The 16,034-nt window shown below is 61.5% G+C and carries 13 protein-coding genes; 4 read left to right on the top strand and 9 right to left on the bottom strand.

The window, feature by feature from the left end:
• Nucleotides 1-21: 21 nt before the first annotated feature.
• The 3 genes from FHX16_RS00760 to FHX16_RS00770 form a co-directional block, all read right to left on the bottom strand.
• Complete coding sequence (locus FHX16_RS00760) at nucleotides 22-1,506, bottom strand: hypothetical protein (protein ID WP_259126345.1); 1,485 nt, start codon at nucleotides 1,504-1,506, stop codon at nucleotides 22-24.
• A 294-nt stretch (nucleotides 1,507-1,800) separates the two neighbouring features.
• Nucleotides 1,801-2,427 carry a ribonuclease D gene (locus FHX16_RS00765; protein ID WP_183863267.1) on the bottom strand — a complete coding sequence of 209 codons (627 nt, stop codon included), beginning with the start codon at nucleotides 2,425-2,427 and terminating at the stop codon, nucleotides 1,801-1,803.
• 74 nt (nucleotides 2,428-2,501) lie between these two features.
• Nucleotides 2,502-3,308 carry a MerR family transcriptional regulator gene (locus FHX16_RS00770; RefSeq protein WP_183753750.1) on the bottom strand — a complete coding sequence of 269 codons (807 nt, stop codon included), beginning with the start codon at nucleotides 3,306-3,308 and terminating at the stop codon, nucleotides 2,502-2,504.
• 204 nt (nucleotides 3,309-3,512) lie between these two features.
• Between FHX16_RS00770 and FHX16_RS00775 the strand changes: the two genes are divergently transcribed.
• Both FHX16_RS00775 and FHX16_RS00780 read left to right on the top strand, forming a co-directional pair.
• Nucleotides 3,513-4,790 carry a 4-aminobutyrate--2-oxoglutarate transaminase gene (locus tag FHX16_RS00775; protein WP_183863269.1) on the top strand — a complete coding sequence of 426 codons (1,278 nt, stop codon included), beginning with the start codon at nucleotides 3,513-3,515 and terminating at the stop codon, nucleotides 4,788-4,790.
• Between the two features lie 32 nt (nucleotides 4,791-4,822).
• Entirely contained in the window at nucleotides 4,823-6,304 is a 1,482-nt protein-coding gene (locus FHX16_RS00780; protein ID WP_259126347.1) for an NAD-dependent succinate-semialdehyde dehydrogenase, read from the top strand.
• Between the two features lie 81 nt (nucleotides 6,305-6,385).
• Here the strand turns inward: FHX16_RS00780 and FHX16_RS00785 are convergent, their stop codons facing one another.
• Entirely contained in the window at nucleotides 6,386-6,823 is a 438-nt protein-coding gene (locus tag FHX16_RS00785) for a PACE efflux transporter (RefSeq protein WP_259126348.1), read from the bottom strand.
• 118 nt (nucleotides 6,824-6,941) lie between these two features.
• On the bottom strand, nucleotides 6,942-7,151 hold the full coding sequence (locus tag FHX16_RS00790) for a SlyX family protein (protein ID WP_183753742.1): 210 nt from the start codon (nucleotides 7,149-7,151) through the stop codon (nucleotides 6,942-6,944).
• Between the two features lie 181 nt (nucleotides 7,152-7,332).
• On the opposite strand from FHX16_RS00790, the gene uxaC reads away from it, so the two are divergent.
• Together uxaC and FHX16_RS00800 are read left to right on the top strand one after the other, a co-directional pair.
• Nucleotides 7,333-8,748 (top strand): glucuronate isomerase, encoded by a 1,416-nt coding sequence (uxaC, locus tag FHX16_RS00795; protein ID WP_259126349.1) that lies wholly within the window; start codon nucleotides 7,333-7,335, stop codon nucleotides 8,746-8,748.
• The gene (locus tag FHX16_RS00800) at nucleotides 8,745-10,199 is read left to right on the top strand and encodes a mannitol dehydrogenase family protein (protein WP_259126350.1); all 1,455 of its coding nucleotides are present in this window, start codon (nucleotides 8,745-8,747) and stop codon (nucleotides 10,197-10,199) included. Before uxaC ends, FHX16_RS00800 begins: the two co-directional genes overlap by 4 nt.
• Nucleotides 10,200-10,452: 253 nt before the next feature.
• Here FHX16_RS00800 and FHX16_RS00805 read toward each other — a convergent pair whose 3' ends face one another.
• The 4 genes from FHX16_RS00805 to FHX16_RS00820 all read right to left on the bottom strand — a co-directional run bounded on the left by FHX16_RS00805 (nucleotide 10,453) and on the right by FHX16_RS00820 (nucleotide 16,024).
• Nucleotides 10,453-12,903, bottom strand: coding sequence for an FAD-dependent oxidoreductase (locus FHX16_RS00805; protein WP_259126351.1), 2,451 nt, complete (start codon nucleotides 12,901-12,903; stop codon nucleotides 10,453-10,455).
• Between the two features lies 1 nt (nucleotide 12,904).
• Entirely contained in the window at nucleotides 12,905-13,780 is an 876-nt protein-coding gene (locus tag FHX16_RS00810; RefSeq protein ID WP_259126353.1) for a phosphotransferase family protein, read from the bottom strand.
• Between the two features lie 66 nt (nucleotides 13,781-13,846).
• Nucleotides 13,847-14,926: an ABC transporter ATP-binding protein gene (locus FHX16_RS00815; protein ID WP_259126354.1), complete on the bottom strand. Its 1,080-nt coding sequence runs from the start codon at nucleotides 14,924-14,926 to the stop codon at nucleotides 13,847-13,849.
• Between the two features lie 24 nt (nucleotides 14,927-14,950).
• Complete coding sequence (locus FHX16_RS00820) at nucleotides 14,951-16,024, bottom strand: Gfo/Idh/MocA family protein (protein ID WP_183863286.1); 1,074 nt, start codon at nucleotides 16,022-16,024, stop codon at nucleotides 14,951-14,953.
• Between the last annotated feature and the right edge of the window lie 10 nt (nucleotides 16,025-16,034).

Here is a 16,034-nt window from a genome sequence, read left to right on the forward strand (position 1 = left end):
CTGCCCATGCAAGTGTGCGCGCTATTCCCAGTCGACCTTGCGCCGGTAGAGCATATAGGCGTCGTCCGCGTTTGCCGCTGCCATCGGCAGCGGCGGTGCCGGCCGGTGCGGCGGTGTCCCGGCCTTGATCGCGCTTTCTCGGGCGGCCAAGGCAGCGGCGGCCTCGTCGTCGATCACAACACCCGTCGGCTCCTCGTTCGACGGCTCGCCTTGCTTCTCCGCATCCTCCTCCTCCGACGACTCGCCGCCATTGTGATCCTGGCGATGCATCTCGCGGGCGCCGCTATCGTCGGCCTCGTCCTTTGAGAAATCGTAGGGCTGCATCGCGTAGGGCACGCCTTCGACGATTTTCATCAGTACCGGCGCATAGGTTTCGTCGATGGCCTGCTGTACGATCAAGGGCGGTGAGATTTCCGGAGCAGGATGCTTTTTCGCAGTTGTGGCAGCTGCTTCGCTAACCGGCTGTTCGGGGACAAGCGGCGATTGGCGCGCCACGCCTTCCGGTAGGGACGGGGCGCGATCATGCAGCGCAATCAACTCTTCCGGCAGATCGGCAAGGATCGTCTCATCGAGGATGATGTCGATTTCGACTGCAGGATCAGGATCGGCGACCTCGAGCAAAGCTTCGGCTTCCTGGTCCCGAATGATTGTCACGATCAGCTTTGTCGTATCATCCGAGAGCGACGCGGGTATCGCCGCCCAACTCTTCGGAATGATGGGATCGCCTTTGGATACGGGGTCGTGCGTGCCTGCCTGTGCGGCTTCCTGCGCCGGCTCGACTTTCTCCCCGGATGCGATGCTTTCATCCAAGACTTCGCCGATCTCGGGCAACGCTTCTTCGACCGTCGCCTCGACAGCCGGTTTGGTGATCGGTTTGTCCGCGGAATGTTCAATGGGTTGAACCGGCGCGCTGTCTGCATCGAGGTAGGCGGCGGCAACGAGCGCCGTCTGTCGCGGAGCCTCTGGCTCCCGCTTCGTCGTGACAGGAGCTCCCGGCGCTACAGTGAGATTGTCCCGATGGATGCTGATTTCGCCTCGCTGCTCCTGACGCGGCGGCGACGCATCGTTCTGGCCGTATGAGCGAACGACGGCGCGGGTCGCCAGATCGCGATCCTTGTACCGAATGGTTTCGAGATAGGTGGCGATGCGGGCGGCTTCCGGTCCGGCCGGGTTCCGCAGTGCCTCGGCCAACAACCGAAGCGGGACTGCGTGGCCTTGCATTGCAAGCTGACGCTCGAGCTGTTCGATTTTTGCGGGCGGCAACTTCTGAATCGCGGCCGCCAGGCGGGACGCAAAGGCCAGATCGGGTTCATCTTCCTCCCGCGGGATTGAAACCGCCTCGCTGGTCGCATTCAGCACATCAAGGAGGGCATCGACCATGCGGGCACGCACGGCCAGCAGGAGGATGTTGAGTTTGCCGGCAACAGACGAATTGAGATCCGCGCTCTGAACCTGGTGGACCGGCGCAACAGCGCTCGAAGCGCGCACCAGGACGTCGCCGCTCACGGCGGCCGTCTGGCCTTGGGAGGATAAACTCGTATTTGACGCTGAACGAACCGGAGTCAACATGTCATGCTCCTTCTTTCGTAAAGTGCGGTGAAAGCAGGTTACAAGAAGGCCGCGCTCATCCGGCCCGTCGCATTCCCCGGCAGTCCTATCTGCGCGACGTGGCGCTCCATCGCGCCGTCGAATGCATAAAAAGTGGTAAAGAATTTAACGACGCGGCGGTTAACGAATCGCTAATGATCGGTGCACGGCTGGGCCGCGCCGGTCCCATCTGTCAAAAAAGCCAGAAATATCTTAGCTGTGCGCGAAGATGTCAGCTTCTTCCCAGCCGAGCAGATCAAGCTTGGCGCGGGTAGGGAGGAATTCGAAGCAGGCTTTGGCGTGATCCATGCGGCCATCACGCACGAGCCGTTCGGTCAGCTTGTCACGCAGGGCATGCAGGTAAAGCACATCGGAGGCGGCATATTCCAACTGCGCCTGCGACAAGGTCGCGGCGGCCCAGTCGGAAGACTGCTGTGCCTTGGAAATATCAACCTCAAGCATTTCCTTGAGATTGTCCTTCAGGCCATGCCGGTCGGTATAGGTGCGGCTGAGGCGCGAGGCGATCTTCGTGCAAAAGACCGGCTGCGTAGTGACGCCGAATGTATGGAACAGAACGGCGATGTCGAAGCGGCCATAGTGGAAGATCTTTTGGCGGGAAGGATCCGCCAGCATCGCAATCAGGTTCGGTGCGTCCTTCTGGCCGGCAGCGATGCGGATTACGTCAGCCGAACCGTCGCCCGGCGAGAGCTGCACAAGGCATAGCCGGTCGCGGCGCGGCACGAGGCCGAGAGTTTCTGTATCGATCGCAATAGCTCCGGTGTAGCGCGCGGCATCCGCTGCAGAGATATCACCCTCATGGAAACGTATGGTGGCTGCCATCGATCTCGTCTCTCACTCAAACTGTCACTTCTGGCGCTATAGCGCAAAGCCATCGTGGACGATACCGCCAAGGCTTAGAATGTCGGCGGCGTGTTGATCCATATAAGAATGGTTTCGCCGTCGTGACGGTTCCGCCAGGAATGGTAGCGGCGGCTTTCGAAGTAGAGCGAGTCGCCGGGTCCGAGATCGAAGAACTGATCGGAATCGAGCACCAGTTCCAGCCGCCCCGAGAGCACGTGCATAAACTCCTCGCCTTCGTGCCGATAGGCGCCTTCACTTGCCGCGCCGGGCGCGAGCACAAAACGGTGGCAATCCATCATCGTACGGCCCTCGGCGAGAAGCTGAACCGTGACGCCAGGTGTCGTTTCGGGCCACGTGTGCCAGGCGCCTGCGCGAACCACCTCGGGCATGTCGTCTCGTTCCTCGCCGGAGAGACGGGAAACTGTGGTGCCGTAATATTCGGCAAGGTCGTGCAGCGTTTTGAAGCTCACGCCCTGCGATGTGCGCTCGAGGGTCGACAGCGTCGATGCAGCAATGCCGACGTCGCCTGCGACCTGATCCAATGTCTTCCCCGCGCCATGCCGCAGGCTCCGCAGCCGGCGCCCAAGATCAGACGTGTCCGCCGAATCGGAGCTTTCCGATGGCTCTTCGCTTTCCAGCGCTTCGCGGATGGCGGCCGGGTTGAGCCCGCGTTCAGTTCGATACCAGGCTATCTTTTTTATCCGCGCGACGTCTTCAGTGGTGTATTGCCTGTGCCCGGTCTCCGACCGATCCGGAACGACAAGCCCCTGGCTTTCCCAAAGGCGCAGTGTGGACGCGGAAACGCCCGCTGATTTTGCCGCCTCCGCTACCTTGTAGCGCACCGACGTCCCGTTGCTCATAAGCCAATTATTCCCGGTTCGTTTTGTTTTCTTGAGGCCGTCTCCGGCTCTTCTTTTCTTGCGCGACCATCGCCGAAAACGACGTCGGTTTGAAGCACAAAATGCCGCTTGATTTCTTGCAGGAAAAATGTAGGAATTTTTTACATGTCTTGCAGAAGTTATGCAAGATCGTTTCCCAACATTCCAGAGCGCAGGAACACACCGATGACCGCGACCACTCTTACAGACCGGAAGAATGCTGCCATTTCGCGCGGCGTTGGCATGACCACGCAGATCTATGCCGACCGCGCAGAGAATGCCGAGATCTGGGACAAGGAAGGTCGCCGCTATATCGACTTCGCGGCAGGTATCGCCGTTCTCAACACCGGTCATCGCCACCCGCGAGTGATCGCTGCCGTCAAGGAACAGCTCGATCACTTCACCCACACCTGCCACCAGGTCGTTCCCTACGAAAACTACGTGCACCTCGCCGAGCGCTTGAATGCGCTGACGCCCGGCAATTTCGAGAAGAAGACGATCTTCGTCACGACGGGCGCAGAAGCGGTTGAGAATGCCGTGAAGATCGCTCGCGCTGCCACCGGCCGCTCCGCCGTCATCGCTTTCGGCGGCGGCTTCCACGGCCGCACCTTCATGGGCATGGCGCTGACAGGCAAGGTCGTGCCCTACAAGGTTGGCTTCGGTGCGATGCCGGGCGATGTGTTCCACGTGCCGTTCCCGGTCGAGCTTCATGGCGTGACGCCGGATCAGTCGCTGGCCGCGCTGAAGAAGCTGTTTGCCGCCGATGTCGATCCGCAGCGCGTCGCCGCGATCATCATCGAGCCGGTTCAGGGCGAGGGCGGTTTCTACTCAGTACCGGTTTCCTTTATGAAGGCACTGCGCGAACTCTGTGACCAGCACGGCATCCTGCTCATCGCCGATGAAGTCCAGACCGGCTTTGCCCGCACAGGCAAGCTGTTCGCGATGGATCACCATGAGGTCGCCCCCGACCTGATGACGATGGCCAAGAGCCTTGCCGGCGGCTTCCCCCTCGCAGCCGTCACCGGCCGCGCGGAGATCATGGATGCACCGGGACCGGGCGGTCTTGGCGGCACCTATGGCGGCAATCCGCTTGGCATCGCGGCCGCCCATGCGGTTCTTGACGTCATCAAGGACGAAGATCTTTGCAACCGCGCCAACCAGCTTGGCAGCCGGCTCAAACAGCGCCTTGAATCGCTCCGCGAGAAGGCACCCGAGATCGTCGACATCCGTGGCCCCGGCTTCATGAACGCCGTCGAGTTCAACGACAGGACGACGAATCTGCCGAGCGCCGAATTTGCCAACAAGGTTCGCCTGATCGCGCTGGAAAAGGGACTGATCCTTTTGACCTGCGGCGTCCACGGAAACGTCATTCGCTTTCTCGCGCCGATCACCATTCAGGACAATGTCTTCGGCGAAGCGCTCGACATTCTGGAAGCCTCGATCCTCGAAGCAAGCGGCAAGTAAGGCGAAGGCCTCTTTGCCTGGAGTTACATGACATGGCATTCACGACTGCACTGACAAAACACGTTCCGTTTTCCTCGCCTTTCCTGCGCGACGCCGGTTACATCAACGGTGTCTGGACAGCTGGTGGCGCCACGAAGATTTTCGACGTCCTTAATCCGGCAACTGGCGAGGTTCTCGCCTCGCTACCAGATATGGGGGCAGACGAAACGCGGGAAGCAATCGATGCCGCCTATGCCGCGCAGCCGGCCTGGGCCGCGCGTCCGGCCAAGGAGCGCGCCGGGATCCTGCGCAAGTGGTTCGACCTGATGGTCGCCCATGCCGATGAGCTGGCGGCGATCCTGACGGCCGAAATGGGCAAGCCCTTCGCGGAAGCCCGCGGCGAGATCCTTTATGCCGCGGCCTATGTCGAATGGTATGCGGAAGAAGCCAAGCGCATCTACGGCGAGACGATCCCCGCGCCGTCGAACGACAAGCGAATGATCGTCATCAAGCAGCCCGTCGGCGTCGTCGGCACCATCACGCCCTGGAATTTCCCTGCCGCGATGATCACCCGTAAGATCGCTCCGGCGCTCGCCGTTGGCTGCACGGTCGTGTCCAAGCCGGCCGAGCAGACGCCGCTGTCGGCCTTAGCGCTCGCCGTCCTTGCCGAGCAGGCCGGCATTCCGGCCGGCGTCTTCAACGTTATCGTCGGTGAAGACGGCCCTACGATCGGCAAGGAACTCTGCGGCAACGCCAAGGTGCGCAAGATCAGCTTCACCGGCTCGACCGAGGTTGGTCGTATCCTGATGCGTCAGTGCTCCGACCAGATCAAGAAGGTCAGCCTCGAGCTTGGCGGCAATGCCCCCTTCATCGTCTTCGATGACGCCGATCTCGATGCGGCAGTCGAAGGCGCTCTGGCGTCTAAGTACCGCAATGCCGGCCAGACCTGCGTCTGCGCCAATCGTCTCTACGTGCAGTCGGGCGTCTACGATGCCTTCGCCGCCAAGCTTGCCGCGAAAGTGGAAGAAATGTCCGTCGGCGACGGCTTTAAGGCCGGCGTGACGATTGGCCCGCTGATCGATGAGCAGGGACTGGCGAAGGTCGAAAGTCACGTTGCGGACGCGGTGTCGAAGGGCGCCAGGATCGTCACGGGCGGCAAGCGCGTCGAAGGTGCCGGCACGTTCTTCACGCCGACCGTGCTGACAGGTGTCACCCGCGAAATGAAGGTCGCTCGCGAAGAGACCTTCGGTCCCGTCGCCCCACTTTTCCGCTTCGATACCGTCGAGGATGTGATCGCGCAGGCCAACGACACCGAATTCGGCCTCGCCGCCTACTTCTTCGCCGGCGAACTCAAGAAGGTCTGGCGTGTCGCCGAGGCGCTCGAATACGGCATGGTCGGTATCAACACCGGCCTGATGTCAAGCGAAACGGCGCCCTTCGGTGGTATCAAGCAATCCGGCTTGGGGCGCGAAGGCTCACGCCACGGTGCGGAGGACTATCTGGAAATGAAGTATCTCTGCATGGGCAATGTCTGATCACTTGATCGGTCACGCCTTGAAAATCAACGGGATCGCCGGCAAAGGCGGTCCCGTTTTCTTTTCATCGGTAGACCTGCTTTATGATTGCTGCGCGACCGGCTGCCAATCCGGCAGCGGGAAGACACGGTCGTATGCCCAGTTGAAGACGAAGGCGTAGACCATGTAGAAAAGTGCGAAGGACACGTCCATCATCAGCGCTTGAACGACGCTGATGTCGAGGTACCAGGCGATCATCGGTAGCAGCGCCAAAAGCAGTCCCACCTCGAACATGACGGCGTGCAACACGCGGATCGCGACACTCTTCCGCGTCCCGCCGGTCAGACGCTGCATCAGGTGGTCGAAGCCGAGATTGTAGATGTAGTTCCACAGCGTCGCCAGCGTCGCGCCGGCAACGCCGATCACGCCGATGTCGGCCATGGGCATGCCAAATGCCAGTGCCCCGAGCGGGGTGACGAGTGCTAATCCGACAAGTTCGAAGCTGATGGCGTGACGGATACGATCTGCGGTTTTCCGCATGACTACCCCCAATGGGAATGTTCGGGTCGTCCCGAGTTGATGCCCATAGAGGGGGAGGTCGTCCTCACGCCCCTTTTAATAGGTATTCCGGCGGTCAAAAACAAGGGCTGCCGGCAACTCAGTAGTGCGGAGGTCGTGTGATGGCAGGGGCGTCGAGAGACTGCTCCTCAAGCGATAGGAACCGCTCCGTCAATCTATCGAGTTTGGCGCGCGTCTGCTCCACGACCTTCCATTGCTCGGCCAGCTGGTCGGATAGCTCCTCGATCGTCTTCGCCTGGTGAGCAACAATTTCCTCGAGCTTTATCACGCGGCTTGTCTCGTCGGACATGGAACCTCCTTGCCGCAAGCGGCCAATTTCGTCCGCATCTGAAAAGCGGAAATAGTCCGTGCGGTCAATCATTTCGAGGGGCGGGCAGGGCGATTTGCAAAACTGAACCGTTTGGTTACTAAAAGCCCTTGCCGCATTCCGACTTGTGGGATAGGCCGGTAGCCCTCAGGGAGGAATTCTTATGGATGTTGGAAACGGCTTTCTTCATCCGGACCGGCTCTTTCCAGCCGATCCGGCAACCCGAACGGTCGCGCGCGATCTCTACGAGACGGTTCGCGCACTGCCGATCGTAAGCCCTCACGGGCATACAGAGCCGTCGTGGTTTGCCGACGACAAGCCGTTCGAGGATGCGTCTTCGCTCCTCGTCATCCCCGATCATTATCTCTTCCGCATGCTGCACAGCGTCGGCGTCCAGCTCGATGATCTTGGCGTTCCGCGCCTCGACGGCAAGCCGGTCGCCAAGGGCCGCGACATCTGGCGCGCCTTTGCCGCGCAGTATCATCTCTTCCGCGGCACGCCGTCTAGCCTGTGGGTCGACCATGCCATGTCGGCCGTGCTCGGTTGCGAAGAGCCGCTGACGCCTGAAAATGCAGATGCGCTCTACGACCATATCAACGCGCAGCTGGCGCTGCCGGAATTCCGGCCGCGCACCCTGCACAAGCGTTTCGGCATCGAGACGATCGCTACGACCGAAGGTGCGCTCGACCCGCTGGTGCATCACCAGACGATGGCCAAGGACGGCTGGATCGGCCGCGTCCGTACCACCTACCGGCCGGATAGCGTCACCGACCCGGATGCCGTCGGCTTCCGCGAAAACCTCGTCCGGCTTGGCGAACTCACCGATTGCGATGTGACGAAGTGGGATGGGTTGATCGACGCCCATCGCAAGCGCCGCGCCTATTTCCGCCAATATGGCGCGACCGCCACCGACCATGGCGTACCGACGGCCTTCACCGCGGACCTGCCGCTTGCCGATAAGCAGCGCCTGCTCGACAAGGCGCACAAGGGCACGCTGAGCGCCGAGGACGCGGAACTCTTCCGCGGCCAAATGCTGACCGAAATGGCGGGGCTTTCGGCCGAAGACGGCATGACGATGCAGATCCACGCCGGCTCGCGCCGCAACACGGATCGCGAACTGTTCCAGACCCGTGGTCCGAACATGGGCGCGGACATCCCGACACCGACCGACTGGGTCGGCGGTCTCTCTGCCATGCTCGCAAAGTACGGCCATGCGCCGGGTCTTCGCGTGCTGCTGTTCACGCTCGACGAGACGACTTATGCCCGCGAGTTGGCGCCGATGGCCGGCCATTGGCCGTGCCTGATGATCGGCCCGCCATGGTGGTTCCACGACAGCCCGAACGGTATTCGCCGCTATCTCGATCAGGTGGTGGAGACGGCAGGCTTCGCCAATCTGGCGGGTTTCAATGACGATACACGGGCGCTTCTGTCGATCCCGGCCCGCCACGATGTCTGGCGCCGCGAGGTCTGCCGCTTCCTGGCGCAGTTCGTGACTGAACACCGGATGTCCCGCAAGGAAGCCGAGATTGTTGCCGGCGATCTCTCCTACGGAAACGCGAAGAAGGCATACAAGCTGTGACCGAACGTCTGACAAGCCTTTCCGGCCTCGCGCCGACCGCAAAGCTTCCGGGCTATGATCGCAAGGCATTGAAGCCGGGTATCCTGCATCTCGGTCCCGGCGCGTTCTTTCGCGCTCACTTCGCGCCGTTCACCGACGCTGCGATTGCCGCCGCCGGCGGCGATTGGGGCATCGAGGTCGCGAGCCTGCGCACAGCCGATGTTGCCGATCACCTGAACGAGCAGAACGGGCTCTACACGATGCTCGTGCGCGATACGTCCGGCACGACCGCGCATGTTATCGGCCCGATCCTGCGCGCCCATGTCGCAACCCGCAATCCCGGCGATCTGCTTGCAAGACTGGAAGACCCGGCCATCCGCATCGTCAGCCTGACGGTAACGGAAAAGGCCTATGGCTTCGATTCCGCCACGGGCGGGCTCGACCTGAAACACCCCGACATTGCCGCCGACCTTGCCAACCGCCATGCGCCGCGCGGCGTCATCGGCTATCTCGTCGAAGGTCTTGCGCGCCGTCGCGATAAGGGCATAGCGCCATTCACGCCGCTCAGCTGCGACAACCTGCCGAGCAACGGCGCCGTATTGAAGCGGCTCGTGCTCGAGTTTGCCGGTCGCATCGATCCGGAGCTTCGCCAGTGGATCGAAACAAACGTACCCTTCCCATCGACCATGGTCGATCGCATCACGCCCGCAAGCACGGACGCCACCTATCGCGATGCCGAAAGGCTGACCGGCAGGCAGGATCTCGCGGCGATCGAGACCGAACCCTTCACGCAATGGGTGATCGAGGATCACTTCGCCAATGGCCGCCCGGAATGGGAGAAGGCCGGCGCGTTGATGGTCGAGGAAGTCTCGGCTTACGAAAAGATGAAGCTGCGGATGCTCAACGGGGCGCATTCGCTGCTCGCCTATCTCGGATATATAGGTGGCTATGAATTCATCCGCGACGTCATGGATGACGCCGGCCTGGCGGCCCTGGCACGCCGTCACATGAACGCAGCCGCCGCCACGCTCGATCCTGTACCCGGTATCGACCTAGAGGCCTATGCGGATGAGTTGATCGCACGCTTTGCAAACAAAGCGATCGCCCACCGCACCTATCAGATCGCCATGGACGGGACGCAGAAACTGCCGCAGCGTCTGCTGGAGCCCGCGACCGAGGCGTTGGAAAATGGCAGCAAGGCGGAAACCTATGCGATCGCAGTAGCTGCCTGGATGCGCTACGCCCTTGGTGTCGACAGGAACGGCGAACGCTACGAATTGCGTGATCCTCGCGCGACGGAAATTGCCGCTTTGCTGGCCGACGTGCCGCGCAATGGCGGTTCCGTGTCGAAAGCCTTGTTCGGTTTGCCGGGCCTCTTTCCGGCGGCGCTGACGGGCAATATCGGCTGGACCGAGGATGTGGCGAACAAGCTGGAGATCCTGATCCAGGACAACAGGCTCCCGCTGTTTTGAGGAAGAGCCTGCGACAGATTTCGTCGTCGCAGGGGATTTTCATAGACAGGTGATCGCCGCACTTTTATCACCCTTGGCGGCTGTTCTTGCCGGCTTACTTGCGCCCAGCCCGTCATCCCTGTGCTGTCATAGGGATTCGGTGTGCCCCATCCTTGGGGTGTAGGAGGCACGGCTTATGGTCATTCACCGCGCCGACGCTCGACGCCTGGTTTCCGGTGACAAGCAAAGGAATGACCGCCTCTCAGCTCAGTGCCTATCCCTTCACCCTCACCATTTCCGGATCGTACAACGGTTTCAGCGAAACTTGGCAGGGCACCCGCTCACGGGCCACGTCGAGTTCGTAGCTGCCGGACAGCACGAAGTCTTCGCTCACGCCTTCGGGGTTGCGGACATAGCCGTACCCGATCGGCTTGCCAATTGTGTAGCCGAAGCCGCCGCTGGAGAGCCAGCCGACGCGCTTGCCGTCACGGTAGACCGTCTCGCGGCCGAGCAGCACGATATCGGGATCCTCAGGCACGAAGCAGGCAAGCATCTTCTTGACGCCTGTCGCGAGCTGCCGTTCGATTGCCTCGCGGCCCCGAAACGGCGTGTTCTTCCTCGTCTTCAGGGCCCAGCCGAGTCCGGCTTCAACAGGTGTGTGATCCGGGCCGATATCCGAACCCCAGGCGCGATAACCCTTTTCGAGGCGGCAGCTTTCGATGGCGCGATAGCCGGCATTACCAAGTTGCAGCGGAGCGCCCGCCGCCATCAGCGCGTCATAAACCGTTGTTGCGTATTCGACCGGCACATGCAGCTCGTAACCGAGTTCCCCGACATAGGTGATGCGCAGCGCCCGGACCGGGCAGCCGGCAATGCCGATTGTCTTGACGCGCCCGAAGGGGAATGCGGCATTGGAAACATCGCTGTTTGTCACTTTCTCGAGCACGGCCCGCGCATTCGGTCCCATCAGCGCCAGAACGGAATAGGCGGAGGTGACGTCGACGAGCTCTGCATGCATCCCATCCGGAATATTGCGTGCGATCCAGTCGAAGTCATGTGTCGCGAAGCCGGTGCCGGTCACGATGTAATACTCGTCATCGGCGACGCGGGCGCAGGTGAGATCGCACTCGATGCCGCCCTTGTCGTTCAGCATTTGCGTGTAGACGAGCGAACCGACTGGCTTTGCCACGTCGTTGGAGGCGATCCACGACAATGCCGCCTCGGCATCGCGCCCCTTCAAGACAAACTTGGCGAAAGACGTCTGATCGAAGATCACGGCGGCTTCGCGCACCGCCTTGTGTTCCCGCCCGACGGCCTCGAACCAGTTCTGACGGCCGTAGGTGTAGATGTCCTTCGGTTCCTCGTTGGCGAAGAGATCGGCAAACCAGTTCGGCCGCTCCCATCCGAGTTTTTCGCCGAAGCAGGCCCCCTGCGCCTTCAGCCGGTCGTATAGCGGCGATTTGCGGCATGGTCGCCCGCTCGAATACTCCTCGAAGGGGAAGGCCAGCGTGTAGTGCTTGCCATAGGCCTCAAGCGTGCGCGTGCGCACCCAGTCCGTATCGAAGTGCGGGCGGCCGAAGCGGCGGATATCGACCGGCCAGAGGTCATAAGGCGGTTCACCCTTGGCAACCCATTCAGCCAACGCCATGCCGGCGCCGCCGCCGGACGCGATACCGAAGGCGTTGAAGCCGGCGCCGACGAAGAAGTTCTTCAGCTCCGGTGCTTCGCCGAGAATGAAGTTGCCATCGGGCGTAAAGCTCTCCGGCCCGTTCAGCAACTGTTTAACGCCGACGGTTTCGAGAGCCGGAACCCGGCCAAGCGCCTGCTCCATGACCTGCTCGAAATGATCGAAATTGCTGTCGAGCAGTGTGTAGTGGAAGCCTTCGGGAATACCGTCCTTGGCCCAGGGGATCGGGTTCGGCTCGTAGCCGCCCATGACGATGCCACCGACCTCCTCCTTGTAGTAGGTCAGCCGGTCGGGGTCGCGCAACGTCGGCAGGTTCGACGGCACGCCGAAGGATTCGGTGATGATGTACTGGTGCTCGACGGATACGAGCGGCACGTTTACGCCGAAGCGCGTCGCAAAGGCGCGCGTCCACTGGCCGGCGCAGACCACGACGCGTTCGCACTCAATGCGGCCATGCTCGGTGATGACAGCGCGAATCCTGCCCTTGTCGATCTCGAGATCGAGAACTTCTGTATCCTCGAAAATCGCGACACCGGACATGCGTGCGCCCTTGGCAAGCGCCTGCGTGATGTCAGATGGATTGGCCTGGCCATCGGTCGGCAGAAAGGCCGCGCCGACGAGATCGTCTATTGTCATCAGCGGCCAGAGATCGAAGGCCTCCTGCGGCGTCAGCAGTTGCATCTCGAGCCCGAAGGATTGCGCGGTCGTCGCCTGGCGCTTGACCTCGGTCCAGCGCTCCTCGTTGCAGGCTAGGCGCAAGCCTCCATTCATCTTCCAGCCGGTGCCTAGCCCGGTCTCGGCTTCAAGCTTCTTGTAGAGATCGACGGAATAGCCGAGCAGCTGGGTGATGTTGGCGCTGGTGCGCAACTGGCCAACGAGGCCGGCCGCATGGAAGGTCGTGCCCGAAGTCAGCTTCTTGCGCTCCAGAAGCACCGTGTCCGTCCAGCCGAGCTTGCCGAGATGGTAGGCCGTCGAGCAGCCGATGATCCCGCCGCCGATGACAACAGCCTTGGCGGTCTTTGGCAATTCCTTCGTCATATTACCGATCCTGTTCAAAAGCGTCATAGGCGCGCTCGAAGCGCGCTAAATTCTCGGCCGTATAACCGGCGTAGTCGAAGTCGATGGTGGAATGGATTTCCGACACCATGCTCCACAGTGTCTCGCGCAGCAGCGAGGCGCACTTCATGGCTTGGTAACGCCGCCAGAGGTCCGCGCTCAGCGGCACCCGATAGTAGGACTCGAGCATCGATCGCTCTGTCGCCTCGGAGAACTCGCTGTTGGAGGCAAGACCGCCCAGGTCGAAGAGCGGCGTGTTGAACCCCGCATAGTCCCAGTCGATCAGCCACAGTTGCTTGCCGTCGTCGAGAAAGTTGGCGGCCAGCATGTCGTTGTGGCCGAAGGCGATCTCGAACGGGCCGCCCGCCGTCTCCAGCCTTTCGGCCTTGGCGAGCAAATCCGGGAAACGTCGGCGATAGGGGCTGTCGGCTGCTTCCAGATTGGCGATGTAGTCGCGAATGACATGGAAGACCCAGAAGATCGCCGCCGCGCCGCGAAATTCGCGGGCGATGTCATGGTGGCAGGCCCGCACCAGGGGGATCACACGCTCCAAAGTCTCGGGGCGTCGAAGATCCTCCGGCGTGAGCGCCTTCGACTCGATGTAGTCGAGGACGAGCACGCCCGGCTCATGATAAATGACTTCAGGCGACAGTCCGGCTGCATGTGCGGCCTGGCTGGCGGCAAGCTCGTTCTGCCGGCTGATATGGTGAACCGGAATGTCTTCGCCCAATCGAACAACGCGGCGAACCGTGCGATCCCGCACCAGATAATTCCGGTTTGTGATGCCACCGGTGATTGGGACAATTTCGATCGGACCCTGCCAAATGCCAAGCGCATGAATCCGATCTTCAGGCGTCACGCTTTTCCCCTTCGCGGCCTATCCTATTGAAATCATGGCCAGAGAGGGATCAGCTGTCAAGCGCGACTAGATTGCGGCGCCTGATGCATCAAAGACATGACACCGCGCCGGATCGAAGGACGCTTTCACGTTCGTTCCGCGTTCGACCTTCTGCTGTCCGTCAAGCGCTATCGTCAGCTGCTGCCCATCCGGCGTCTTCGCGTAGAGCATGGTCGCGCCGCCAAGGTTTTCAACGAGATCGACATTGACAGTCGTAAGCGTGATCCCGCCGGTTTCGAGCACCGAAAGATGTTCCGGCCTGATGCCGAAGGTAACGGCTTGCCCGGCCTCGGTGTTGAGCCGGCGCGGCAGGCGAACGGCGTTGCCACAGACGTTGATGGTTGTGTCGGCTTCGCCGACCTGCTCGATGCGGGCCTGCAGGAAGTTCATCTTCGGACTGCCGATAAAGCCCGCGACGAAGCGGTTGGCCGGGTTGTTGTAGAGATCGAGCGGCGCGCCGACCTGCTCGATACGGCCGGAGTTCAGCACCACGATCTTGTCAGCCATGGTCATGGCTTCCACTTGGTCGTGGGTGACGTAGATCATCGTATTGCCGAGGCTGCGATGCAGGCGGGAAATCTCGACGCGCATCTGCACGCGCAGTTCCGCGTCGAGGTTGGAGAGCGGTTCGTCGAACAGGAAGATGCGCGGTTCGCGCACGATCGCACGGCCGATCGCGACGCGCTGACGCTGGCCGCCGGAGAGTGCCTTCGGCTTGCGCTCAAGCAGCTTTTCGATCTGCAGGATTTCGGCGGCGCGCTTCACCTTCGGCTGAATCTCTGCCTTCTTGTAGCCGGCCGTCTCAAGCCCGAAGGCCAGGTTCTTGTAGACGGACATATGCGGGTAGAGCGCATAGGACTGGAACACCATCGCGATGCCGCGCTTGGCCGGCGCCACCTCGTTCATCCGCTCGTTGTCGAGCAGAAGCGCGCCGCCGGTGATCTCTTCGAGACCCGCGATCATGCGCAAGAGCGTGGACTTGCCGCAGCCTGACGGGCCGACGAAGACCGCGAACTCGCCGGGATCAATCTTCAGGTCGATGCCGTGGATAACATCAAGCGCGCCGTAGCGCTTTTCGACCTTCTGGAGAACGACGCTTGTTGCCATGATCTCAGGATCCTCCCTGGTCCGTTACTTCGTGCGAGCACGCCAGTCGGCGTACTTCGGGCTGTCCGATCCGATCGGCAGGATGACTTCGCTGCCGGTATCGGACGATTGGTAGATGGCGGTCACGAGTTCCAGCGCGCGGCGCGCGTCCTTTGTCGTCACCGGCAGCGGACCATTGCCGCTGAGATAGGCGTGGAAATGCTCCATCTGCGTGGTGAAGCGAGGCGCGACCGGTTGCCAATGACCGATGATGGCGTCGATGCGCGCCTGCACATCGTCATTCGCGGCGATGATCTTCCATGGATCCTTACCCGGTGAGTAAGGCTCATGGTTGCTTTCGAAGGTGACGTTTTCGAAGTGCAGCCGCAACCGGCTGATCTCCTCCTGGGAGCCCAGCGTGCAGGAGAGAGACACGAAGGCGCCGCTCTGCATCAATAGGCTTGCCGAGGCGCAATCCTCGACCTCGATGTCGTTGACGCGAGTTGCGACCCTACCGAACACCTTCGATACCGGACCCATCAGATGCAACAGCATATCGTGTAGGTGCAGCGCATGGGTGACCAACACGCCCCCAAGCTCCGTCGCCCACTTGCCGCGCCAAGGCACGGAGTAATACTCGGGCGTGCGGCGCCAGAAAGTTTCCACCGAGCCCATATAGGGCCTGCCCGCGATACCCGCCTCGATGATCCGTTTCGCCTTTTCGATGCCGTCGCCGTAGCGATACTGGAAAATCGGCATCAGCGTCCCTTTGGCCGCCTTCTCCGCTTCGATGATCATATCGACGCCGGAAAGCGAGCCGGTCAACGGCTTCTCGCAGATGACGTGCTTGCCCGCTGCCAGCGCCGCCACCACCTGCTCCAGGTGGATGCCGGGCGGCGTGCAGATGTCGACGATATCGACGCTCTCATCGGCCAGCACGTCGGCAAACGAGGTCGTGCACTTGGCGATGTCGAACTCGTCGCCGATCTCGCGCAGCCGCTCTTCGTTCAGGTCGCAGATCGCCACCACCTTGAACTTCTCGGGATGCGGCAAGTAGCCTTCGACGATGTGGGAACGGCCGATGCCGCAGCCAACGATCGCAACTCTCTTGATAGTCATTGACCTATAT

Source organism: Rhizobium sp. BK661 (genome assembly GCF_024808825.1).
GTDB lineage: Bacteria > Pseudomonadota > Alphaproteobacteria > Rhizobiales > Rhizobiaceae > Rhizobium.